Here is a 21,245-nt window from a genome sequence, read left to right as displayed (position 1 = left end):
GGCTCTTTGTTGTCGAGCCGTCGCGCGCTCGCCTGAAGAAAGCAATCCTTTCTCTCAAGCCAAGAAATATTCGCTTTTCCTTTATCTGAGGATGCAGAACACTAGTGACTGACAAGCCGCTATTGGCTATTGCATGGGTCATTCCTCATTAAAGGCACTGTCGATATGGACACACTACAGGTCAAGGTCTGGAGAGGTCGCACGGATGGCGAACTGGTCGCCTACGAAGTGCCTCGCCATGAAAGTCAGACCGTATTGGACGTTGTGACCTATATCCAGCGTCACCTGCAACCCGATCTGGCCTATCGCTTCGCGTGCCGCGTGGGGATGTGCGGCTCCTGCGCGATGAACGTGAACGGCAAGGCGCGGTGGACGTGCCGCACGCATGTCGCAAAGGTGGCAGCGGGCAATCAGCTTGAAATTGCGCCGCTGTCGAATCTGCCCGTGATCAAGGATCTCGTGACCGACATGAGCCGCTTCTTCGATAAATGGGTTCAGGCGAAAGGCCAGTTCAGCGGGGAGCGTACGCGTCGCGATGACTTCGCGCGCGTGCAGCCAGATAGTCCTCGACGGCAAGCGGCCGATGCGGGTATCGAGTGCATCGGCTGCGGCGTCTGCTATTCGTCGTGCGATGTCGTGACCTGGCGTCCCGATTACCTGGGGCCTGCCGCACTCAACCGCGCATGGACGCTCGTCAACGACGAGCGCGACAGCAAGCGTGCCGAACGGCTTCGCGCGGTGGCAGGCGATGCGGGATGCCATTCGTGTCACACGCAGGCGACCTGCACGGAGCGTTGCCCCAAGCACATCTCGCCGACGGCTGGCATTGCGGGCCTGAAGCGGATGACGATGAAGGCCGCGCTCGAAGGGGAGTTGTGATGAACGCGATGTCGCTGAAAACGCAGGCGCGTTTGTGGTACTGGCAGAGAATGAGCGCGACGGTTCTCGCGTGCTGCGTATTGGTTCACATCGCCGTCATCGTGTACGCGGTGCATCAGGGGCTGAGTGCCACTGCCATTCTTGGCCGTACGCAGGGCAACTGGTTCTTCGGCGCGTTCTATACGTTGTTCGTGATCGCGTGCGCGATTCACGTCCCCATCGGTCTGCTGCGGATAGCGGAAGAGTGGTTGCAATGGCGCGGCAAATCCGCAGTGGCGGCGAGCGTTGCGATCTCCGCATTGCTGGCATTCATGGGACTGCGCGCGGTCTATGGAGTCGTCGCATGATGCGCAAGAACGACTATCGCGCGCGTACGCATCCGGCGTACTGGGCGTTTCTCGTACACCGCTTGTCCGGTCTCGGCCTTGCTCTGTTTTTGCCCGTTCATTTCTGGGCGCTTGGACAGTCGATTGCCGGCGAGGGCGCACTCGAAAATTTCATTCGCGTTGCTGACCAGCCGCTTTTCAAGTTCGGCGAATGGGGCCTCGTGATCCTGCTCTCACTTCATTTGATGGGCGGCATCCGGCTGTTGCTGATCGAGTTTCTTCCCTGGACCGGGCTGCGAAAGAACTGGCTCGCGCTGGGGTTGGGAGCGAGCACATGTGCCGGCCTCGCGTTTCTGCTTGCACTCATGCACTGAAGTACTGATGCCGCGTTTGCGAAGCCGGCCAGGTCTGGATTCGAAACGCTATCCGGGAGGAAATGATCATGAAACTGGATCTCGGCGCTGTCGAGGAAGCGTCTAAAGAGCTTTATATCCGCGCGCTCAAAATGCTGCCGCCGGATGTGAAGCAGGGCATCGACAGGCTCGTGACAACCGATACGTCGCCTGTGGCAAGGCGCGTGCTCGAAACGATGCGTACGAACATTCAGGTGGCGGAGGGAACCGACAACCTGCTTTGCCAGGACACGGGAATTCCCATCTACAACGTCGTGATCGGTCGCAATGTCGAGTTCGACGGGGTCGAACTCAAGGCCGCGATTCGCAAGGGTTGTGAGCGAGCGACGCGTGAGCATCCGCTGCGCTCGTCGGTCGTACATCCTTTGACGCGCAAGAACAATCACACGTCTTGCGGCATCGAAGTACCCGTCATTCACATCGACTTTTCCGGCGACGCGAATATGGCGGCCATCGAAATGGTGCCTAAAGGCAGCGGCTCAGAAAACAATTCGTTTCTGAAGATGGCCGTGCCTTCCGAAGGAATCGATGCGATCAAGACCTTCGTCGTCGATTGCGTGCTCTCTGCGGGCGGCAAGACCTGTCCGCCGACGATTGTCGGTGTCGGACTCGGCGGCACGTCCGATCTTTCGATTGCACTCGCGAAGCGGGCGGCTACGCGCGCGCTCGGCACACGTTGCGAAGATCCCGACGGCGCGGCGCTCGAAGAGGAACTGTCGGCAGCCGTGAATCAGCTCGGCATCGGTCCGCAAGGTCTGGGCGGCGACAGCACGGCATTCGCCGTTCACATCGAACTCGCTTCGACGCACATCACGATGAATCCCATTGCAGTGAACATGCAATGCCATTCGGCGCGGCGCGCAAAAGCCGTGTTCTCTACCGACGGACTTTCATACGGTTTCTGAAAATGGCCCACTACGATCTATTCACGCCCGTCGACGAGACACAGATCCGGCAGTTGCGTGTGAACGATACGGTGACATTGCATCGAACGCTTTACGGCATTCGGGACGCGACGCAAATTCATATGTTCGACAGAGGGCGCACGACGCATTTCGATCTTCGCGGTCATGCCGTCATTCACACGGCACCGAACGTGCGCAAGGTTCCCGTCAGCGACGAATTTCCTGCGGGCTATCAGCCGGTCTGTATCGGCACGACGACATCGGACCGGATGGAGCGCTTCACGCGGCCGCTGATGGAGCAATACGGCGTGCGCATGATCGTCGGCAAAGGCGGCCTGCGCGAAGCGTCGCAAGCGGCGTTCAGCGAACTGGGCGGCGTCTATCTCGCGATCATCGGCGGCACGGCCGCGCTCGAGACGACGTGGATCGAGCAGATCGAAGCCGTCGATCTCGACGATCTCAATCCCGAATCCTTGTGGCGATTCAGGATCAGCAACTTCGGTCCCTTGCTGGTGGCGATGGATAGCCACGGCGGGAGTCTTTACGACGCAGTGAAGCACGATGCAGCGGACCGTCGCGCGGCCGTGCTCACGAGTCTTGGAGTACACGTCAAATGAATATCGCGCACATCCGGACGGATATCCTGATACTCGGCTCGGGCGGCGCGGGCCTCTTCGCGGCGTTGCACGCGCATCAGACCGCGCCTCAGCTCTCGATTACCGTCGCTGTCAAAGGATTGTTAGGGAAGTGCGGCTGCACGCGCATGGTACAAGGCGGATATAACGTGGCACTGGCGCCGGGCGATTCCGTCGAGCGTCATTTCATGGACACGATCGAGGGCAGCAAATGGCTGTCGAATCAGGATCTCGCGTGGACACTGGTGAGCACGGCCGTCGAGCGCGTTCGTGAACTCGAAAACGAGTTGGGCTGCTTTTTCGATCGCAATCCCGATGGCTCGATTCATCAAAAGGCATTTGCGGGACAGACGTTCGATCGGACCGTGCACAAGGGCGACCTGACGGGTATCGAGATCATCAACCGTCTTGCCGAGCAGGTATGGAGCCGTGGCATCAACCGGCTCGAAGAGCACCGCGCAATCGAGTTGATCAGAAGCCGGGACGGCAAGAGCCTCGCGGGCGTCCTGATGATCGACATGCGCTCGGGGCAGTTCGTATTCGTGCAGGCCCGAGCCGTGCTGCTAGCGACGGGCGGCGGCCCGACGATGTACAGGTTTCATACGCCATCGGGCGACAAGAGTTGCGATGGCCTCGCGATGGCGCTGCGCGCAGGCTTGCCGCTGCGCGACATGGAAATGGTGCAGTTCCATCCGACAGGGCTTCTCGCCGGAAGTCACACGCGGATGACGGGCACGGTCCTCGAAGAAGGCTTGCGCGGCGCGGGCGGTCATCTGCTGAACGGCGCTAAAGAGCGCTTCATGCATCGCTATGACGCGCGCGGCGAGCGTGCGACGCGCGACATCGTATCGCGTGGCATTTACTCGGAAATGCGAGAGGGCCGTACATCGCCGAATGGCGGCGTGTACATTCAGATGGGCCACCTCGGACCGGACAAGGTGCGCAAGCAGTTCAAAGGCATGGTGGAACGCTGCGCCGATTGCGGCTTCGATCTTGCAGGCGGTCTTGTCGAAGTCGTGCCCACGGCGCACTACATGATGGGCGGCGTGGTTTTTCAGCCCGATTGCCGCACGGAACTCACAGGCTTGTTCGCGGCGGGCGAAGATACGGGTGGAGTTCATGGCGCGAACCGTCTGGGTGGCAATGGCGTCGCGAACTCCACCGTATTCGGCGGCATTGCGGGTGACAGCATGGCGACGTGGGTCAGCGAACAGGGCGAATATCATGCCCCCGACGATGACGCAATCCGGGCCGCCGTCAGCGAAGCCGAAGCGCCTTTCAAACAGAACGGAAAAGATCTGGAGCACATTCGCGAAGCGCTCTACGAATGCATGTGGAAAGACGTCGGCATTATTCGCGACGGCGACGGGCTTCTTCGCGCGCGAGCGGCTTTGCAAGATCTTTACGGCCAGTTGATGCGCACGGGCGTTGCCGATGGCGATCGCGCGTTGAATCTGCAATGGCACGACTGGCTCAATTTGAAGAACCTGATATCGGTCAGCCAGGTGATTACGGAAGCGGCAATTGCTCGCGAGAACTCGCGGGGCGCGCATTTCAGAGAAGACTTTCCCGATGCAGGCGATCTTTTCAGCTCGGCATTTACGACGGTTCGCCGCGAGCAAGGACAGATCTGCGTATCGCAAGAGCCTGTGACATTCACGCGCGTCAGACCGGGCGAAACGATTCTGGATGAGCGTGAAAAGAGTCTGGAGACTGGCGCGGTTCGCGGTTGAAAAAATACTGACGCAATAAAAAACGGCGGGCGCATTCAATCGCGCCCGCCGTTTCTTTCTAATCAAAACAGGTAACAGATAAAGCCTTTAAGACTGCATGCCCCAACGCTGCACCGTATGCCGTTCGAGCACGCGAAAAATCAGGTTCTCGACAGCAAGGCCGATCAGGATCACCGTGAACAGGCCCGCGAATACATTGGCGATATCGAGCAGGTTCTTGTTCTCATAGATGAACCAGCCGAGGCCGCCCGAACCCGAGCTGACGCCGAACACCAGTTCCGCCGCGATCAGCGTGCGCCATGCGAATGCCCAGCCGATCTTCAGGCCCGTCAGGATGCTCGGAAACGCAGCGGGCACGAGTATCTTCGCCACGTAAGCGCCGCCGCGCAGTCCGTAATTGCGGCCCACCATCTTCAGCGTATTGCTGACGGAGAGAAAGCCCGAGTGCGTATTCAATGCAACGGACCACGTGACGGAATGCACCAGCACGAAAATCAGGCTGCCATTGCCAAGCCCAAACCAGATCAACGCGAGCGGCAGCAACGCAATCGCGGGCAGCGGGTTGAGCATCGACGTCATCGTTTCGAGGAAGTCGGTGCCGATGCGCGATGTGATCGCGGCCGCTGTCAGCAGTGATGCGAGCACCACGCCGCATGCATAGCCCATCAGCAGTACGTGAATGGATGCCCATGCCTTGCCGGGCAGTTCGCCGCTCGCGATGCTGCGGAACAATGCTTCGACGGTCGCCGTGAAGGTCGGGAACAGCAGCGGATTGTTCAGCCAGCGTGCGTAGGCTTCCCAGATGATCGCGAGCACGGCGAGAATCATCGCCTTGCGCAGCCACCCCTGGTTATAGAGCCGCTCGAAAGCCGACAACGGTTTCTCGACCACGCGGAAATGCGCGGCGTCGCTCGGCTCGCGGATGATTTCGGCGCGCGGCGTGCGCGTGCCGGCATCGCGCCGCGTCGAATGAACGGGTGCTGCGCCGGTTGCAGTAGCTTCAGACATTCTCGGCCTCTTCGATCTCGTCTTCGAACAGCATGTGGTGGATGCGTTTTTCGAGCGTGGCAGGCGTTTCGCCGGCGGCTGCCGTGTCGAGTTCCGCCTTGACCTGGCCCGGATGCGGCGACAGCAAGAGAATACGGCTGCCGACCTTGATCGCTTCCGGAATCGAGTGCGTGACGAACAGCACGGTGAAATGCGTGTCCTGCCACAGCGCGAGCAGTTCGTCCTGCATCTTGCGGCGCGTGAGCGCGTCGAGCGCGGCGAACGGTTCGTCCATCAGCAGGATGTCGGGCTCCATCGCCATGCCGCGCGCAATCGCCACACGCTGCTTCATGCCGCCCGACAGCGTGTGCGGATGACTGTCGGCGAATTTCGTCAGATTGACCTTGTCGATGTAGTGCATCGCGCGCTCTTCCGCTTCGCGTCCCGACAAACGATGCGACGCCTGCAGCGGAAACATCACGTTCTGCTTGACCGTTTTCCACGGCAGCAACTGGTCGAATTCCTGAAACACCATCATCCGGTCGGGACCGGGCCTGGTGACCGTCTTGCCCTTCAGCGTGATCGTGCCTTCCGCCGGCGGCAGATAACCGCCGACGCTCTTGAGCAGCGTCGATTTTCCACAGCCGGACGGACCGAGCAGCACGAAGCGGTCGCCTTCGAATACCTTGAAGTCGACGCGGTAAGTGGCCATCACGAGATGCTTCGGCGTCTTGTACTGCAACGTGACGCCGCTGACATCGAGCAATGGTGCGCCATCATGCGATGACGTATCGGATCTGGCTGCTGCGCGCGTACGTGACATCGTCAGCTCCCTTGCAGCGATTGAACGGTCGGAAAGAACATGTCTTTCCACGAAGCGGGCTTCGCCTTGATGAGACCCGTGCGTGCCATGAAGTCCGCGTATTTGACGGTGTTTTCCGGCGTCGTCGTAAAGGCGACGTCGGGCGACGAAATCATCTTCTCGATGTCCGCGACATTGCTTTTGTCCTTGCTGATGCGCAGATACGCGAGCGCCGCCGCGTGCTTGTCCTTGTTGATCTGCGCTTCCGCTTCGTCGAGCGCGGCCATGAACGCCTGCACGAGCTTCGGGTTCTGCTGGTAGAACCTCGACGTGCACCACACGAGGTTGAACGTCGATTTGCCGCCCAGCACGTCATACGAATTGACGACGGTGCGCACGCCGCCGTGCGCAAGCTCCTGTTCCTGGAACGGCGGCGAGCCGAAATGCGCCGTCACTTCGCTGTTGCCCGACAGCAGTGCCTGCTGCGCGTCGGGATGCGAGAGCGATACCGTGTATTTATCCAGCTGCCCCTGATTGCCCGTGCCGAATGCCTTTTCCGCGGCCATTTGCAGCGTGATCGCCTGAATCGACACCTTCGCTGCGGGCAGCGCGATCTTGTCCTTGCTGCTGAAGTCCTTCAGCGTCTTCACGGCGGGATTGCGGGTGTTCAATAGCAGCGGCATCGAATTGATGGCGGCGAGCGCCTTCACTTCGACGGGCGTGCCGTGCGTGCGCGCCCACAGCAGCACGAGCGGCGCGACACCGCCCGATGCGATCTGCAGCGAATCGGAGAGCAGCGCATCGTTCATCACGTTGCCGCCCGCGAATTCGACCCACGACACTTTAAGATTCGGCACGCCGAGTTGCGCCGCGTGTTTTTCGAGCAGCTTCTGATCCTGCATGATCATCAGCGGCAAATAACTGACGCCGTATTGCCGCGCGATGCGGATCTCGGAGAGTTCGGCGCGCGCGGGCGCGCTTGCCAGCATCGCGCACAGCGCGAGCAGCGTCGAGAAGAAAACGACAAGTCTGCGGAGGCTCATTGCGGGTCACTCCTTATAGTTGCCGTGCGTGACAAAGCACGGCGGGGCGGTCGGATAGTGCGAGTGCGCGACAGGCAATCGTGCGCACCGGGCAAGCCGGTACGCACGCGCGACGGAATCAAACGATGGCGAACCGCGCGCGGACAGACGCGCGGCCATGCGGACGCGGCCGCTGACGATGGAACAGATGTGCAGGACGACGATGAAGCGGGGTACGCATCGCGAGTGTCTCCTTGAGTTCCGTTCGTTCGCGCCGCGAAGCGTTGCATGACGGCGCGCGACGGGAACCCGGTGCCTTGATGGTCTGTTGTCGGGCACCGTGCACGGCGGCGCGTTAAGTGCCCTGTGATTTAACTCATCTGTATGAGTGTCGAGTGTAGGTGATGACCTGGCCGATTGCAACTGCGGGAAAACGTGAAAAAGGGACGTGCTGGGCACGTCCCTTTTGTCGTGTGATTGCCGAGCGCTTTAAAGCGTGCAACGCGTGCGGCTATAGCGGCTCTTCATGCGACGCGGACGGCCCGACGTATTCGTAGCGCGCGGTGTTCACATGGGAAATGCGCACTTCGACGGGCGCGTGATGATACGAGTACGCGACCCGCCGCACTTCGAGCAGCGGCGTGCCGTGCGGCACTTCGAGCAGCTTGCTTTCCGCGTCGTCTGCGGTGGCGACGCGCAGGCGCTCTTCCGTCCCGACGACGTTGATGTGGAAGGAATCCTGATAGAAGTTGTACAGCGTGCTCGGCCGCTCGCGCAGCATCCCTTCCGTCAGTCCGGAAAAACGCGCTTCGGCCACGGTGATGTTGTCGATCATCACCGTTTCGCCGTGCAGCGCGAGCCGGTTGACGAACGTGAAGACGCGCGCGTTCGGCTCGACGCCGAGCATTGCGGCGATCTCGCGTGTCGCCTTGGCCTTCTTGAAGGACACGAGGCTCACGGTCGGGTAGGTCTTGTCGCCGTCCTGGCGCACGATGCGAAAAAAGCGGAAGAAGTGCCGGTCGCGCTGGTGCTGTGAAACGAATGTGCCGAGCCCTTGATGGCGCACGAGGATGTTGTCCGCGACGAGTTCGTCGATGGCCTTGCGCAGCGTGCCGATCGAAACGCCGAAGCGTTCCGCGAGACGCTTTTCCGACGGTATCGCCTCGCCGCCTTTCCATTCCTGCGCGGAAAGCGCCGCGAGCATCGCGTTCTTCACTTCCTTGTAGCGTGTGCCGCCGATGGTTGGCGTGCCCATGGTGCCGCTGGCGTTGTTCGAGCCGATCGTCAACGTGTTCATGGCTGTGTCCTCTCGTGCATGGTGCTTCGTCAGCGCCTTGTTAGTGCGTTGTTGTTGCCGGTGCAGCGCAATGCCGCTCTGCTCGCTTCGTTCCAAATTATTCTACTTCATCCGATTCATCAAACACATATAGATGATATGGTTGACATATGGATGAGTGCTGCCTAAGATGGTTTGCACGGAGACGAAACACAACCTGTCAATCAGACTGGAGACAAACGATGAGCTACACGGCAGCAGGTGGGTCGCAAACGGGTTCTGGAGCTTCCGGCAACCCGTCACAGGAGCGCAGGACGATTCATATCGTGCTGCACGAAGCGAAAGACACCGTGGGTGTCGCGGTCGTCGAGGGCATCAAGGCGGGCACGCAGTTGAACGCGTGGATCATGGACGACGACGAGGTCATCACCGTCTCCGCGAAGCAGGACATTCCCATCGGTCACAAGGTGGCGCTCAAGGACATGGCCGTGGGCGACACCGTCTACAAGTACGGCGTCGATATCGGCAAGGTGGTGCAGCCCATCAAGACGGGCGAGCACGCCCACGTGCACAACATCAAGACGAAACGCTGGTAAGGCGGCGCGAGGGGCATGCGTCCCCACGCATCCCGCGCGCCTTTTTGGCCCCCAGCTACTCCCACACTGAACAGAGCCCGATCAAAGAGACCCACCATGAGCGTGATTGACCAGAACACTACTTTCCGCGGCTATCGCCGTTCGAATGGACGCGTCGGCGTGCGCAACCATGTGATCATTCTTCCCGTCGACGATCTGTCGAATGCGGCCGCGCAAGCCGTCGAAAACAACATCAAAGGCACGATGGCGCTGCCGCATCCGTATGGCCGCCTGCAATTCGGTGCGGACCTCGATCTGCATTTCCGCACGCTGATCGGCGCGGGCTGCAATCCGAACGTCGCGGCCGTCGTCGTGATCGGCATCGAGGAAGGCTGGACCAAGCGCGTCGTCGACGGCATCGCGAAGTCGGGCAAGCCCGTGATGGGCTTTGGCATCGAGCTGCACGGCGACCACGACACGATCATGCGCGCATCCAAAGCGGCGAAGGAGATGGTGCAGTACGCGACGTCGCTCGAACGTGAAGCGTGCCCGATCTCGGACCTGTGGGTATCGACCAAATGCGGCGAATCGGATACCACGTCGGGCTGCGGCGCGAATCCGACGGTCGGCAATGCGTTCGACAAGCTCTATGGTCTCGGCACGACGCTCGTGTTCGGCGAGACGTCGGAACTGACGGGCGGCGAGCAACTCGTCGCGGCGCGCTGCGCGAACGATCAGGTGCGCGAGCGCTTCCAGTTCATGTTCGACCGCTATCAGGACATGATCAACCGCTGGAAAACGGATGACCTCTCCGAATCGCAGCCGACCAAGGGCAACATCGCGGGCGGCCTGACGACGATCGAAGAGAAGGCGCTCGGCAATATCCAGAAGATCGGCAAGAAGTGCCGCGTGGACGGCGTGCTCGACAAGGCCGAGATGCCGACGCATTCGGGCCTGTGGTTCATGGATTCGTCGTCGGCGGCGGCGGAGATGGTCACGTTGTGCGCGGCCTCCGGTTTCGCCGTGCATTTCTTCCCGACCGGGCAGGGCAATGTGATCGGCAATCCGATCGTGCCCGTCATCAAGATCTGCGCGAACCCGCGCACCGTGCGCACGATGAGCGAGCACGTCGACGTCGACGTGTCAGGTCTGTTGCAGCGCGAACAGAATCTCGATCAGGCCGGCGACAAACTGCTGGAGTCGATGCTCGCGACGGCGAATGGCCGCTGGACATCGGCCGAGGCGCTGGGTCATCGCGAGTTCGTGCTGACGCGTCTGTTCGAGAGCGCCTGATCTGCGCGATCACATCGCATTGTCCCCATGAAGTCCGCCCGCTCTCGCCGAGTGCGGCGGGCTTTGCGAACGCAGTTTCGCTACAGCGTGCGTACCGTGCGTAACGGGCCATAGAACAACATCAGGCCGGCACACGATGCGCGACGCTGTTCACTTCAAGCAGCAGCGAGTGGAGGAGACACCATCTTGCGCGTGCTCAAACATCTTTATGTGCAGGTTCTGATCGGCCTTGCGGCCGGCATTCTCATTGGCTACTTCTCGCCGGATCTCGGCGTGCAGATGAAGCCATTCGGCGATACGTTCATCCGCCTCATCAAAATGCTGATCACGCTGGTGATCTTTTGCACCGTGTCGGTGGGCATCGCGCGGATGGAAAATCTCAAGCACGTCGGCCGTGTAGGTCTGAAGACGATTTTCTATTTCGAAGCGGTGACGACGCTTGCGCTCGTCATCGGTCTCATCGTCGCGAACGTGCTGCATCCGGGCGAAGGGCTGAACATCGACCCGAAGACGCTCGACACGCACGCTGTCAGTCACTACGTGGCGGAAGTGCATACGGCGGCGTCGCAGAGCTTCCTCGAAGAGATCGTGCCGAACTCGGTGGTCGGCGCGTTCGCGCGCGGCAATCTGTTGCAGGTGCTGCTGTTCTCGGTGCTGTTCGGCATCGCGCTGTCGATCATGTCGCGCCGCAGCCGCTTCCTGTCGCGCGTGATCGAGCAGAGCGGCGAAGCGCTGATGAAGATCGTCGAGATGATCATGCGGCTCGCGCCGCTCGGCGCATTCGGCGCGATGGCGTTCACGGTCGGCAAGTACGGCATCGGCACGTTGCAGCAACTGGGCCTGCTGATCGTCTGCTTCTATCTGACGAGCATCGTGTTCGTCGTGCTCGTGCTCGGCTCGATCTGCCGTTGGACGGGCGTCGGCTTGTGGCCGCTGCTCAAGTACCTGCGCGAAGAACTGCTGATCGTGCTCGGCACGTCGACGACGGAATCGGTGCTGCCTCGGCTGATGGAAAAGCTCGAACGCCTCGGCTGCCCGAAGCCTGTCGTCGGCCTCGTGCTGCCGACAGGCTACTCGTTCAACCTCGACGGCGCGGCGATCTATCTGACGATGACGTCGCTCTTCATCGCGCAGGCCACCAATACGCATCTGTCGCTGGCTCAGCAGATCGGCCTGCTCGCGATCCTGATGGTGACGTCGAAGGGCGGCGCGGGCGTCGCGGGCGCGGCGCTCGTCGCGCTGACGGCGACACTGTCGACGCACGACATCATCCCCGTCGCGGGCATCACGCTGATCATCGGCATCGACCGCGTGCTCAACGAGATTCGCGCCATCGTCAACATGATCGGCAATGCGGTGGCGACGCTTGTGGTCGCGCGCTGGGAAGGCGCATTCGATGCCGAAGCCGCGCGCAAGGTACTCGCCGAGCCGCTCGCCATAAGCAGCGAGGACGAAGAAGCCGAAACGGCGGAAGAGATCAGCGAAAGAACGCCCGCCTATGCACAGGAGCGCTCGAATTGAAGAACGATCGCAAGAAAGTCGTCGTCAGCGAGTTCATTGATGCATCCGCCATCGAAGCGCTGCGGCAGCATTTCGACGTGCATGCGAATGCATCGCTCGTCGATCAGCCCGACACGCTGCGCAGCCTGCTCGCCGATGCCGATGCGCTGATCGTGCGCAACCGCACGCAGGTCACGCAGGCATTGCTCGATGCCGCGCCGAAACTGATTGCCGTCGGCCGGCTCGGTGTCGGGCTCGACAATATCGATCTCGCGGCGTGCGCACAGCGCGGCGTGCAGGTGCTGCCTGCGACGGGCGCGAATGCGCGTGCCGTCGCGGAGTATGTGATCGCGACGGCGTTGATGCTGCTGCGCGGCGCGTATCTGTCGAGCGCTTCGGTGGCGGCGGGCGAATGGCCGCGCACCGCGCTGTCGAACGGACGCGAAGCGGCGGGCAGCACGTTGGCCGTGATCGGCTTCGGCGGGATCGGACAGCTCGTCGCGCAACTGGCGCGCGCGCTCGGCATGCGTGTGGCGGGCTACGATCCGCAGCAGCCGGCGAGCGCTGCGTGCTGGAAAGAGACGGGCGCGCAATGCATGACATTCGACGACGCGTTGCGCGCGGCGGATGTCGTGTCGGTTCACGTGCCGCTCGTCGAGAGCACGCGCAATCTGCTTGGGGCCGCGCAACTGTCGACGCTGAAGCGGCATGCCGTAGTGGTCAATACGTCGCGCGGCGGCGTGATCGACGAAAGTGCGCTCGCCGACGCGCTGAAGCACGCGCGCCTCGGCGGCGCGGCGCTCGATGTGTTCGCCGACGAGCCGCTCAAGCCGGGATCGCCGCTCGCGGGCGTGCCGAACCTGATCTTGACGCCGCATATCGCGGGACTCACAGTGCAATCGAACGAACGCGTCAGCACGCTCGTGGCGGCGCGCGTGACGCAGGCGCTGCTCGAGGGCGAGCGCGATATAGAACGACGGGAAGGAGTTTCGACATGACGCGTGTTTCATCCGGCGACCTGTATGCGCTCGCCACGCGCGCAATGCTGGCTGCGGGCGCGACGCAGCTGACGGCCTCGGCGACGGCGCGCGCGCTCGTCTACGCGGACGAGCGCGGGCTGTCTTCGCACGGTGTCGCGCGTCTGCCGATGTATGTCGCGCAGTTGCGCAATGGCCGTGTCGATCCGCAGGCGCAGGCGTTCATCGCGAATGCGCGCAACGCGGCTGTGCTGATCGACGCCGCCGACGGCATGGCGTTTCCGGCCTGCGAGCTCGCGACCGAAACATTGATCGGCCGCGCGCGCGAGCATGGCAGCGCGGTCGCGAGCGTGCGGCGCAGCCATCATTTCGGCGTCGGCGCGTATCACCTCGAAGCGCTCGGCGCGGCGGGTCTCGTGGGGCTCGCGTTCAGCAATGCGCCCGCTGCGATGCCCGCGTGGGGCGGGCGACATTCTCTGTTCGGCACGAATCCGATTGCGGCTGTATTTCCGCGCCGCGATGGAGCGCCGCTGCTGATCGACTTGTCGCTGTCGAACGTGGCGCGCGGGAAGATCATGGTGGCGGCGCGCGAAGGCAAGCCGATTCCCGAAGGCTGGGCGACGACGCGCGACGGCTTGCCGACCACCGATGCGAAAGCCGCGCTCGACGGCATGATGTTGCCGTTCGGCGGCGCGAAAGGCGCGATGCTCGCGCTGATGGTCGAAGTGCTCGCGGCTGCGCTAGCGGGCGCGAACTTCGGCTACGAGGCGGGTTCGTTCCTGACGGAAGAGGGCGATAAATCGCAGATCGGCCATCTGTTCTGGGCGATCGATCCGGGCGCGCTGGCGGGCAGCGAAGCGTATCTGTCGAGAGTGGAGGCGCTGATCGCCGCGATGCTTCAGGACGCGGAGGTGCGCTTGCCAGGCGAGCGCCGGCGCAGTCTCGCCGATGCGGCCGCGCGCGACGGGATCGAGATTCCGGATGCGCTTCACGCGCAGCTTGTGGCGCTGGCCGGATAGGCGTTTCGTGCTGCTCGTGCACGCGCGTTATGCCATGCTCTTCAGGCTCGCTTCATAAGATTCGAGCATCTGCGGAATGAAGTCCCTGAGATGTTCGACAAACGTTTTTATCTTGGCATCGAGATAGCGTCGCGACGTGTACAGTGCGTATGCGGTCAGCGGCTGCAGCCGGTAGTCCGGCAGCACGCGAGTCAGTGAGCCATCGCGCAAGCTTTCTGCCGCCGTCGATATCGGCACGGCACCAATACCGATTCCTTCTTTCAAGGCCACGGCGAGTCCATTGGCCGAGTTGATCCTGAAACCCGCTTCTCGCAGATGCACGGTTTCTATTCCGTTCGGACCTTCGAGCAGCCAGCGGTCGACGGGATAGACGGCGGAGACGAACTGGAAGCACGCGTGCCGCGACAGTTCGTGAACATCTTGCGGCATGCCGTGTTCGCGCAGATAGACGGGTGCCGCACACAACACGCTGCGCAACGTGCCGAGCCGCTGCGCGACGAGACTCGAATCAGGCAACTCTTCGACGCTCAACAGAACGCTGACGTCATACCCTTCGTCGATGATGTCGGGCATGTGCTGCGACAGCGTGAGATCGACGGACACGGAAGGATACTGCTCGCGGTAGCGAACGATGGCGGGCGTGACATACGTCTGGCCGAAACTCGACGTCGCGTGCACGCGCAATTGACCTGTCGGGCGAACCTGCGCGTCGGCGGCTTCGGCTTCCGCCTGTTCGACGAACATGAGGATCTGCTCGCAGCGCTGCAAATAGCGATGCCCGGCTTCTGTCAGGACCACCCTGCGGGTGCTGCGATTCAGCAGGCGTGTGCGCAGATAGGCTTCGAGCGCGGAGACGGCGCGCGATACGGCGGGTGTCGTGATGTTCAGGCGCTGCGCGGCGGCCGTGAAGCTGCCTTCTTCCGCGACGCGCACGAATATCCGCATGTTGGTGAATGTATCCACTGTTCAAACGCTCCACGGCGTGCTTCGCGAACGCTTCGGTACGGCGGGAGATGCAGTCAGAATGAACCGCATTATACGTCAACGTGAACGTGTGCGTTCAGGTTCAAGAGCTGTGGGTGCGGCTTCGTCGTGCTCTGAAATCGGCTGGTCTGCCCGGCTGGAATGATTGTGCAAACCATCCGCAATCTGTGACGGGATCGCGAGCCGAGCCGCGCGGTCGGCGGGATGCACACCGCAATCCACGGCAATGCGCAACGGGGGATTTGCCGAGGTATCGTTTTAGCAACACGTGCGATAAGACACAGAAGTGCCTATCTTATTTTTGATAGCCTAGAGCCGTGGTGAACAGGAACAGCGCGCGTGTTTCATGCCGCATAAGCACAACTGCGAAGAGGAGGGCTCCACGATGCTGCAATGGCTGATCCGCTGGGCGTCACATCACTCTGCCGCCCCTGAAAGACAGGCTGAACGTGCGCTGCACGATCTACGGATGGAACTCTATCAGGCCGAGCAACGTGTCCTCGACGCGCAGATGCAGGCGGACTACTACCGCTCGCGCATCGCGTTCTGCGAGGAAGTGCAGAAGAAAGGCATCGAGCAGGTATCCGACGACCGCCGCGGGCACCAGGAAGTACCGCCGCCGTTGCGGCCAGCGGGCTTGAAGCTAACCGCGGCACAGTAGCGCGTGCAGTGCACGTAGTGCGCGGTAGGACGATCGTGGCCGGTTGCAGCTTTATAGCTTGCGACCGGTCTGCGGTTCATCCGTAAATCGACAATTCATCGATGACTTGTCGACAACCGTCAGACGGCGCCGCTGAACGAGACCGCAAGCGCAAGTCCGATGTTGACGGCGGTGAGGATGATCCAGCCGGCGAATACGAGCGCAGGTCCGAAACGAGACATGATGTTCTCCACTCACGGTCTCGACGGCTCGTCAACCGAGTCGGCCGGCCGCGTTACCATGCCCGAATCGTAGGTCCCAAGTCGCTGCTTCAGTAGAGGCACATCGCAACACTCACCGTTTCCGTAGCGGCATCAATTGCAGAAGACTATCGCCACGGCACGGACGGCTTTCATGCGTGATGCTCGCGTTCAGGACATTCCGTATAAAAATCTTCGAAGCAAAGCAAATTGAGCGCCCGGATCTGCTCGGTCATGAAATCGACGAACACGCGAATGCGTGACGGCAGATGCTGCCGGCAGAGGTAGCAGATGTAGTGGCCGCGATCGTCCGGCGCGTACCGCTTCAAAGCCATCACGAGTTCGTGGCGCGCGATGTGATCGCATATCTGGTAGCCGGGCATTTGCGCGATGCCATGTCCGTCGAGAACTGCGCGCAATACGAGGTCCACGTCGTTGAAAGTCAGTCTCGCCGTCGGCAGAAACTTTCGCATATGGCCGTCGACCTTGAATTCCCATTCGAATACGCGCCCGCCAGAGAAGCGGAAGTTGATGCACTCGTGCTGGCCCAGTTCTTCGAGCGTCGTGGGCAGTCCCCGCTTTTCGGCGTAGAGAGGGGACGCGCAGAGCACCATCTGCATCGGAATCAGTTGTTTCGCGATGATGCTGGAGTCTTCGATGCGCCCGTCGCGAAACGCGACATCGATCTGCTCGGCGGCGAAATCCGTAGGGCGGTCGTCCAGAAGCAGATCGACTGCGATATCCGGGTAGGCTTCGGTGAACGTGTAAATCAACGGTGCAACCACCTTGCGCCCGAATCCCACAGTCGAGCTGATGCGGAGCAAGCCGCGCGGCGGGCCGTGGCGAAGATCCAGCATGTCGTTCATCGCCTCGACGATATGGGTCACGCCCCGGTTGCAGTTCTCGAAGAACCGCTCGCCTTCGCGCGTCAGATGGGTCGTCCGAGTCGTCCGCAGAAAGAGGCGCGTGCTGAGCTGCGTTTCGAGCTTCTGGACATTGCGGCTAACGGCCGAGCGTCCGATTCCCAATCGCTCGCCCGCCCTGGCGAAGCTTCCTTCCGTGGCGACGGCCATGAACGAGATGATGCCCGCGTAGCTCGTCGCGAAACAGGTCGACAAGGCATCGGCGGGATTAGGCAGGCCAACGCGAAAACCATGCTGCGGTATATCCGGTTGATCCATTGAGGGCTCCGACCATGGGCACCTTCATCGCCGAGCCGTGCGGGGTGCCTGTCTGTATTCGAGCATCGGGAGTTTTTTGCGCAGCCGCAGAACGTTGGCGGGGCTGTAGGCCGGCTTTCGTAGTGTAGGACACGTTGAAGAGATGCGGTACAGCGTTCTGGCGGCCGTCCTTTCGATTGACGCCGGACTGGAAACACCGTGAGGCCGTGGAAGGCACTACCGCCCCCGTCCGCGCTCGCCTAGCATGTTGGTTGCGCCTGCGGACACGTCGTTTCAAAGCGGATACGTCCGGGGTCCGGGCGAACACCAAACGGAACGCCGATGCCGGCTATACGATCGTTCGTTCCGCGCAAATCGTCGGAGACGGCAGCGGATTCGCCGATATCGGGGCCGAAGGCAATCGGGTACGCTCGTCTACAGAGAACCAGAGGGAACCGGCGCGCTCGTCGCCGAGCCAGAGGGCAACATGGACAACGAAAAAGACAACGAGGCACTGCAAGCCCCTTCGCTTTCGCTGCTCGACCGGTATCGGGGCCGGGATTTCGCTCCGCTGTACACGACGACGGTGACGGTTTCGGGCGGCGAGACGGGGCACGGCCGCGCATCCGGCGTGGCCCGTTCGGATGACGGGAATCTCGTCGTGGATCTGCGGCTGCCGACGGCGCTCGGCGGTCCCGGCAACGGAACGAATCCCGAGCAGCTGTTCGCGGCGGGGTTTGCGGCCTGCTTTCATGGCGCGCTGAATCTGCTCGGAAAGCGCGCGAAGCTGGAACTCGACGATACGGCCGTCGAGGTGCAGGTTGCGTTCGGCCGCGATCCGATGGACGGCGGCTACGCATTGGTCATCGATGTCCGCGTACGGATGCCGGGCGTCGAGCGGGCCATTGCGGAAGAGATGGTGCGAAATGCCGAGCGCCTGTGTCCCTACGCGAAGATGGCCCGCCAGGGGACGGTCAATGTCGTGGCGGTCATCGACTGAAGCGCGATATTCCTCTCGCTTGCGAGCGCACGGCAGTTCAGGTTTATGACGAGGCTCTTGACGCCGCCAACGTTTGATCGCCATCGCCTTGCAACACCGCCTCGCCGCGCTCGACGTAGGCCCGCAGCAGATGATGCGCGATCGCAAACGGCTTGGGCGCGGACAGTCCGCTCGCATGCGTGCCCGCGAGCATCGCGGCGACTTCCGCGCGCGTGAACCAGCGCGCGTCTTCGAGCTCCGCCTCGTCGACGACGATCTGCGTGTCGGCGGCCCGCGCGAAGCAGCCGATCATCATCGACGAAGGAAACGGCCACGGCTGCGACGCGAAGTAGACGACCTGCGCGCACGTCACGTGGGCTTCTTCGAACACTTCGCGGCGCACGGCATCTTCGACGGTTTCGCCCGGCTCGACGAAACCCGCGAGCGCCGAGTACATGCCAGGCGCAAACTGGCGCTGGCGTCCAAGCAGGCACCGCTCGCCGTCGATCGCCAGCATGATCACGACGGGATCGACGCGCGGAAAGTGCCGCGTGCCGCACGCATCGCACACGCGTTGCCAGCCTGCCGCCGCCGAACGGCTCGCCGCGCCGCAGTTCGCGCAGAAGCCGTGGCGGCGATGCCAGTCGAGCATCGACTTCGCCTGTCCCAGCATGCCGATCAGTTCGGGCGCGACGAGGCCCCGCATCGCAATCGAGCGCAAATCGATGCGCTCGTGCAGCACGCCGTGCGTCTGCCCTTCGCCGGGTTCGAGACCGAGCGTGAAGCCGAGCGCGAAGCGGCCGCTGCCGTCGTCGTGCTGCCCCAGAAACACGCTTTGCAGCGGCTCGCCGAATGCGGCTGCTTCACGGGCGAGAAACCACGCATCCTGCCCGTCGCCGCGCCTGAGCAACGGGACGTCGCCATCGAAGACGAAAAAGCGCGCGGCGGGATCGCTGCGCAGGCGTTCGATGAAGGCGTCGTCGTCGCGCTTGTCGGAGCGGCGGTCGAGCGGGTTCAGGTTGAAGCCGATGGAAGCGGAAGGGGCGGTCATCGCATTGACGTGTGAAGAGGACGGTTCGCAAGTATGGCACGGCATGTCGTACTTTTCCGTGGCGCCTGTCCGCGCGGCGCAACCCTTACAGCACGCCGGGTTCGTGCGCCGACGGACTCCTGACGCCTGCCGCCGCGAGCGCCTCGTGCAGCGTTTCGAAGATGTTCGAGTCGCCGATCGTCTGCGTGATGCCGTGCCGGTCCATATCGGAGCGCAGATAGCGGTTCACCCGTCCAAACAGCACGCCGATTTTCCGCTCGTGCAGGTTGTCGATCAGATCGTTCAGCGTGCGCGCTGCGGAATAGTCGAGATCGGTGATCGCGCCCGCATCGACGACGAACCAGTGCAGCGGACCCGACGCCGCGTCGATCAGCCGCGAGACTTCCGCTGTGAAGAAGTGATCGTTCGCGAAGAACAGATCGGAGCCGAAGCGATACACGATGAGCCCCGGCGCCGTCATCGTTCCCGGCTGCGCGGGCACGGGCAGCCAGCGTCCCGTCGAGGGCGCGGGCTCCAGCACCATCGTATGCGGACGGTAGCTGTGCCGGACATGCCGCATCAGCGACAGCGCGACGGCGAGCAGAATGCCGTGCTCGACGCCCACCATCACGACGGCGGCGGCCGTCACGAGCGCCAGCGTGAACTCGCCGGGGCTCTCGCTGCGGATCGCCTTCAGGCTTTGCACATTGATCATGCCGATCGCGATCGTGAACACGATGCCCGCCAGCACGCAGTGCGGCAGATATTGCAGCCACGCGCTCAGGAACAGCAGCACGATCACCACCACAGCGGCGAACGCGAGCTGCCCGAGCTGGCTGCGCGTGCCGGCGCGTTCGGCCATCGCGGTCTGCGTCGGGCTGCCGTTGACGACGAACGTGCCGCTGAACGCGGCGGCTGCGTTGGCAGCGGCCAGCCCGAGGATGTCGGCGTTCGTGTCGACGTCTTCGTGATACTGCTGCGCGAATACGCGCGCTGCCGCCGCGCTTTGCGCGATGATCATCACGAAGCACGAGGCCGCGACGGGCACGAGATCGAGAAACTGCTGCCACGTGACGTCCGGAAAACGCAGCGGCGGCAAGCCGCCTGCAAGCGGTCCCAGCACGGAAATGCCGTGAGACGCGAAGTCGAACGTCTTGCTGGCCGCGATGCTGCCGACCACGACGACGAGCGGTATCGGCAGACGCGGCGACAGCGCCTTCGAGCCCAGGATAGCCGCCACCACCAGCGCCGTGAGCGCCAGCGTCGGCAGATGCGCGTTAGCGAGATGGCCGATCACGTAGGCGAACTGCGCGAGACTGCGTGACGAAGGATAGGGCACCGTCATGCCGAACATGTCGCCGAGCATCGCGATCGACACCTGAATGCCGACGCCCGTCAGAAAGCCGACCAGCACCGTGCGCGACAGGAAGTCGGCGAGAAAGCCCAGCTTGAAAATGCGCGCGAGCAGCAGCAGCGCCGCGGTGAGCAGCGCGACCATGCCCGCCAGCGCCACATAGTCGGCGCTGCCCATCGGCGCAAGCGCCGAGGCGCGGCTCGCGAAGATCGTGGCCGTCGCCGAGTCGGCCGCCACCACGAGGTGACGCGACGCGCCGAAGAACGCAAACGCGACGAGCGGCACAAAGACGGTGTAAAGCCCCGTCACGGCGGGCATCCCCGCGATGCGCGCGTAGCCGAGCACTTGGGGAATGTCCATCGACGCGAGCGATATGCCCGCGAACACATCGCGCAAGGCCCGGGACCGGTCGATGGGGAGCAGGCCCTTCAGAACGCTCAGGCGTGCGGGACTTTCACTTGTATCGCGCATGCTCGACACCTTGTTGTTATAGGTT

The 21,245-nt window shown here is 62.4% G+C and carries 21 protein-coding genes; 13 read left to right on the top strand and 8 right to left on the bottom strand.

Going from position 1 to position 21,245, the window contains the following annotated elements; translation table 11 throughout:
• Window positions 1-165 precede the first annotated feature (165 nt).
• The 6 genes from BMW76_RS18410 (at window position 166) to BMW76_RS18385 (ending at window position 4,891) form a co-directional block, all read left to right on the top strand.
• On the top strand, window positions 166-879 hold the full coding sequence (locus BMW76_RS18410) for a succinate dehydrogenase/fumarate reductase iron-sulfur subunit (protein WP_090867544.1): 714 nt from the start codon (window positions 166-168) through the stop codon (window positions 877-879).
• On the top strand, window positions 879-1,226 hold the full coding sequence (locus BMW76_RS18405; RefSeq protein WP_090867542.1) for a succinate dehydrogenase: 348 nt from the start codon (window positions 879-881) through the stop codon (window positions 1,224-1,226). The genes BMW76_RS18410 and BMW76_RS18405 overlap by 1 nt, the downstream gene beginning before the upstream one ends.
• The gene (gene sdhC, locus BMW76_RS18400; RefSeq protein ID WP_090867675.1) at window positions 1,226-1,579 is read left to right on the top strand and encodes a succinate dehydrogenase, cytochrome b556 subunit; all 354 of its coding nucleotides are present in this window, start codon (window positions 1,226-1,228) and stop codon (window positions 1,577-1,579) included. The genes BMW76_RS18405 and sdhC overlap by 1 nt, the downstream gene beginning before the upstream one ends.
• 68 nt (window positions 1,580-1,647) lie before the next feature.
• Window positions 1,648-2,523: a fumarate hydratase gene (locus tag BMW76_RS18395; protein WP_090867673.1), complete on the top strand. Its 876-nt coding sequence runs from the start codon at window positions 1,648-1,650 to the stop codon at window positions 2,521-2,523.
• A gap of 2 nt (window positions 2,524-2,525) precedes the next feature.
• Complete coding sequence (locus BMW76_RS18390) at window positions 2,526-3,140, top strand: fumarate hydratase C-terminal domain-containing protein (protein ID WP_090867540.1); 615 nt, start codon at window positions 2,526-2,528, stop codon at window positions 3,138-3,140.
• Window positions 3,137-4,891: an L-aspartate oxidase gene (locus tag BMW76_RS18385; protein WP_090867538.1), complete on the top strand. Its 1,755-nt coding sequence runs from the start codon at window positions 3,137-3,139 to the stop codon at window positions 4,889-4,891. Before BMW76_RS18390 ends, BMW76_RS18385 begins: the two co-directional genes overlap by 4 nt.
• An 87-nt stretch (window positions 4,892-4,978) precedes the next feature.
• Here the strand turns inward: BMW76_RS18385 and BMW76_RS18380 are convergent, their stop codons facing one another.
• The 4 genes from BMW76_RS18380 to BMW76_RS18365 form a co-directional block, all read right to left on the bottom strand.
• Entirely contained in the window at window positions 4,979-5,899 is a 921-nt protein-coding gene (locus tag BMW76_RS18380; protein WP_090867536.1) for an ABC transporter permease, read from the bottom strand.
• Complete coding sequence (locus BMW76_RS18375; RefSeq protein WP_090867534.1) at window positions 5,892-6,701, bottom strand: ABC transporter ATP-binding protein; 810 nt, start codon at window positions 6,699-6,701, stop codon at window positions 5,892-5,894. The genes BMW76_RS18380 and BMW76_RS18375 overlap by 8 nt, the downstream gene beginning before the upstream one ends.
• A 2-nt stretch (window positions 6,702-6,703) precedes the next feature.
• Complete coding sequence (locus BMW76_RS18370; RefSeq protein WP_090867532.1) at window positions 6,704-7,723, bottom strand: ABC transporter substrate-binding protein; 1,020 nt, start codon at window positions 7,721-7,723, stop codon at window positions 6,704-6,706.
• 490 nt (window positions 7,724-8,213) lie between these two features.
• Entirely contained in the window at window positions 8,214-8,999 is a 786-nt protein-coding gene (locus tag BMW76_RS18365; RefSeq protein WP_245763270.1) for a GntR family transcriptional regulator, read from the bottom strand.
• Window positions 9,000-9,304: 305 nt separating this feature from the next.
• Here BMW76_RS18365 and BMW76_RS18360 point away from each other — a divergent pair, with 305 nt between their 5' ends.
• The 5 genes from BMW76_RS18360 (at window position 9,305) to BMW76_RS18340 (ending at window position 14,342) form a co-directional block, all read left to right on the top strand.
• Window positions 9,305-9,574 (top strand): UxaA family hydrolase, encoded by a 270-nt coding sequence (locus tag BMW76_RS18360; RefSeq protein WP_245763277.1) that lies wholly within the window; start codon window positions 9,305-9,307, stop codon window positions 9,572-9,574.
• Window positions 9,575-9,670: 96 nt separating this feature from the next.
• A complete protein-coding gene (locus tag BMW76_RS18355) occupies window positions 9,671-10,846 on the top strand; it encodes a UxaA family hydrolase (protein ID WP_090867528.1) in 1,176 nt (391 codons plus the stop codon).
• Between the two features lie 186 nt (window positions 10,847-11,032).
• Complete coding sequence (gene dctA, locus BMW76_RS18350) at window positions 11,033-12,367, top strand: C4-dicarboxylate transporter DctA (protein ID WP_218162542.1); 1,335 nt, start codon at window positions 11,033-11,035, stop codon at window positions 12,365-12,367.
• The gene (locus tag BMW76_RS18345; protein ID WP_090867526.1) at window positions 12,364-13,344 is read left to right on the top strand and encodes a hydroxyacid dehydrogenase; all 981 of its coding nucleotides are present in this window, start codon (window positions 12,364-12,366) and stop codon (window positions 13,342-13,344) included. Before dctA ends, BMW76_RS18345 begins: the two co-directional genes overlap by 4 nt.
• Window positions 13,341-14,342: an Ldh family oxidoreductase gene (locus BMW76_RS18340; RefSeq protein WP_090867524.1), complete on the top strand. Its 1,002-nt coding sequence runs from the start codon at window positions 13,341-13,343 to the stop codon at window positions 14,340-14,342. The genes BMW76_RS18345 and BMW76_RS18340 overlap by 4 nt, the downstream gene beginning before the upstream one ends.
• A gap of 27 nt (window positions 14,343-14,369) precedes the next feature.
• Here BMW76_RS18340 and BMW76_RS18335 read toward each other — a convergent pair whose 3' ends face one another.
• Window positions 14,370-15,305: a LysR family transcriptional regulator gene (locus BMW76_RS18335; RefSeq protein WP_177200422.1), complete on the bottom strand. Its 936-nt coding sequence runs from the start codon at window positions 15,303-15,305 to the stop codon at window positions 14,370-14,372.
• Window positions 15,306-15,711: 406 nt separating this feature from the next.
• On the opposite strand from BMW76_RS18335, the gene BMW76_RS18330 reads away from it, so the two are divergent.
• On the top strand, window positions 15,712-15,987 hold the full coding sequence (locus BMW76_RS18330; RefSeq protein ID WP_090867668.1) for a hypothetical protein: 276 nt from the start codon (window positions 15,712-15,714) through the stop codon (window positions 15,985-15,987).
• A 391-nt stretch (window positions 15,988-16,378) separates the two neighbouring features.
• Here BMW76_RS18330 and BMW76_RS18325 read toward each other — a convergent pair whose 3' ends face one another.
• Window positions 16,379-17,407: a LysR family transcriptional regulator gene (locus BMW76_RS18325; protein ID WP_090867520.1), complete on the bottom strand. Its 1,029-nt coding sequence runs from the start codon at window positions 17,405-17,407 to the stop codon at window positions 16,379-16,381.
• 466 nt (window positions 17,408-17,873) lie between these two features.
• Between BMW76_RS18325 and BMW76_RS18320 the strand changes: the two genes are divergently transcribed.
• Window positions 17,874-18,386: an Ohr family peroxiredoxin gene (locus tag BMW76_RS18320; RefSeq protein WP_090867519.1), complete on the top strand. Its 513-nt coding sequence runs from the start codon at window positions 17,874-17,876 to the stop codon at window positions 18,384-18,386.
• Between the two features lie 43 nt (window positions 18,387-18,429).
• Here the strand turns inward: BMW76_RS18320 and nudC are convergent, their stop codons facing one another.
• Window positions 18,430-19,416, bottom strand: coding sequence for an NAD(+) diphosphatase (gene nudC / locus BMW76_RS18315; protein ID WP_090867517.1), 987 nt, complete (start codon window positions 19,414-19,416; stop codon window positions 18,430-18,432).
• 85 nt (window positions 19,417-19,501) lie between these two features.
• On the bottom strand, window positions 19,502-21,220 hold the full coding sequence (locus tag BMW76_RS18310) for a SulP family inorganic anion transporter (RefSeq protein ID WP_090867515.1): 1,719 nt from the start codon (window positions 21,218-21,220) through the stop codon (window positions 19,502-19,504).
• Between the last annotated feature and the right edge of the window lie 25 nt (window positions 21,221-21,245).

This window comes from Paraburkholderia diazotrophica, from assembly GCF_900108945.1.
Classification (GTDB): Bacteria; Pseudomonadota; Gammaproteobacteria; order Burkholderiales; family Burkholderiaceae; genus Paraburkholderia; species Paraburkholderia diazotrophica.
This window is presented reverse-complemented; position numbering and strand designations above follow the sequence as displayed.

Coding starts and splice junctions, on each gene's coding strand:
- BMW76_RS18410 (WP_090867544.1), top strand. CDS start 166: ATGGACACACTACAGGTCAAGGTCTGGAGAGGTCGCACGGATGGCGAA.
- BMW76_RS18405 (WP_090867542.1), top strand. CDS start 879: ATGAACGCGATGTCGCTGAAAACGCAGGCGCGTTTGTGGTACTGGCAG.
- sdhC (WP_090867675.1), top strand. CDS start 1,226: ATGCGCAAGAACGACTATCGCGCGCGTACGCATCCGGCGTACTGGGCG.
- BMW76_RS18395 (WP_090867673.1), top strand. CDS start 1,648: ATGAAACTGGATCTCGGCGCTGTCGAGGAAGCGTCTAAAGAGCTTTAT.
- BMW76_RS18390 (WP_090867540.1), top strand. CDS start 2,526: ATGGCCCACTACGATCTATTCACGCCCGTCGACGAGACACAGATCCGG.
- BMW76_RS18385 (WP_090867538.1), top strand. CDS start 3,137: ATGAATATCGCGCACATCCGGACGGATATCCTGATACTCGGCTCGGGC.
- BMW76_RS18380 (WP_090867536.1), bottom strand. CDS start 5,899: ATGTCTGAAGCTACTGCAACCGGCGCAGCACCCGTTCATTCGACGCGG.
- BMW76_RS18375 (WP_090867534.1), bottom strand. CDS start 6,701: ATGTCACGTACGCGCGCAGCAGCCAGATCCGATACGTCATCGCATGAT.
- BMW76_RS18370 (WP_090867532.1), bottom strand. CDS start 7,723: ATGAGCCTCCGCAGACTTGTCGTTTTCTTCTCGACGCTGCTCGCGCTG.
- BMW76_RS18365 (WP_245763270.1), bottom strand. CDS start 8,999: ATGAACACGTTGACGATCGGCTCGAACAACGCCAGCGGCACCATGGGC.
- BMW76_RS18355 (WP_090867528.1), top strand. CDS start 9,671: ATGAGCGTGATTGACCAGAACACTACTTTCCGCGGCTATCGCCGTTCG.
- BMW76_RS18340 (WP_090867524.1), top strand. CDS start 13,341: ATGACGCGTGTTTCATCCGGCGACCTGTATGCGCTCGCCACGCGCGCA.
- BMW76_RS18330 (WP_090867668.1), top strand. CDS start 15,712: ATGCTGCAATGGCTGATCCGCTGGGCGTCACATCACTCTGCCGCCCCT.
- BMW76_RS18325 (WP_090867520.1), bottom strand. CDS start 17,407: ATGGATCAACCGGATATACCGCAGCATGGTTTTCGCGTTGGCCTGCCT.
- BMW76_RS18320 (WP_090867519.1), top strand. CDS start 17,874: ATGGACAACGAAAAAGACAACGAGGCACTGCAAGCCCCTTCGCTTTCG.
- nudC (WP_090867517.1), bottom strand. CDS start 19,416: ATGACCGCCCCTTCCGCTTCCATCGGCTTCAACCTGAACCCGCTCGAC.
- BMW76_RS18310 (WP_090867515.1), bottom strand. CDS start 21,220: ATGCGCGATACAAGTGAAAGTCCCGCACGCCTGAGCGTTCTGAAGGGC.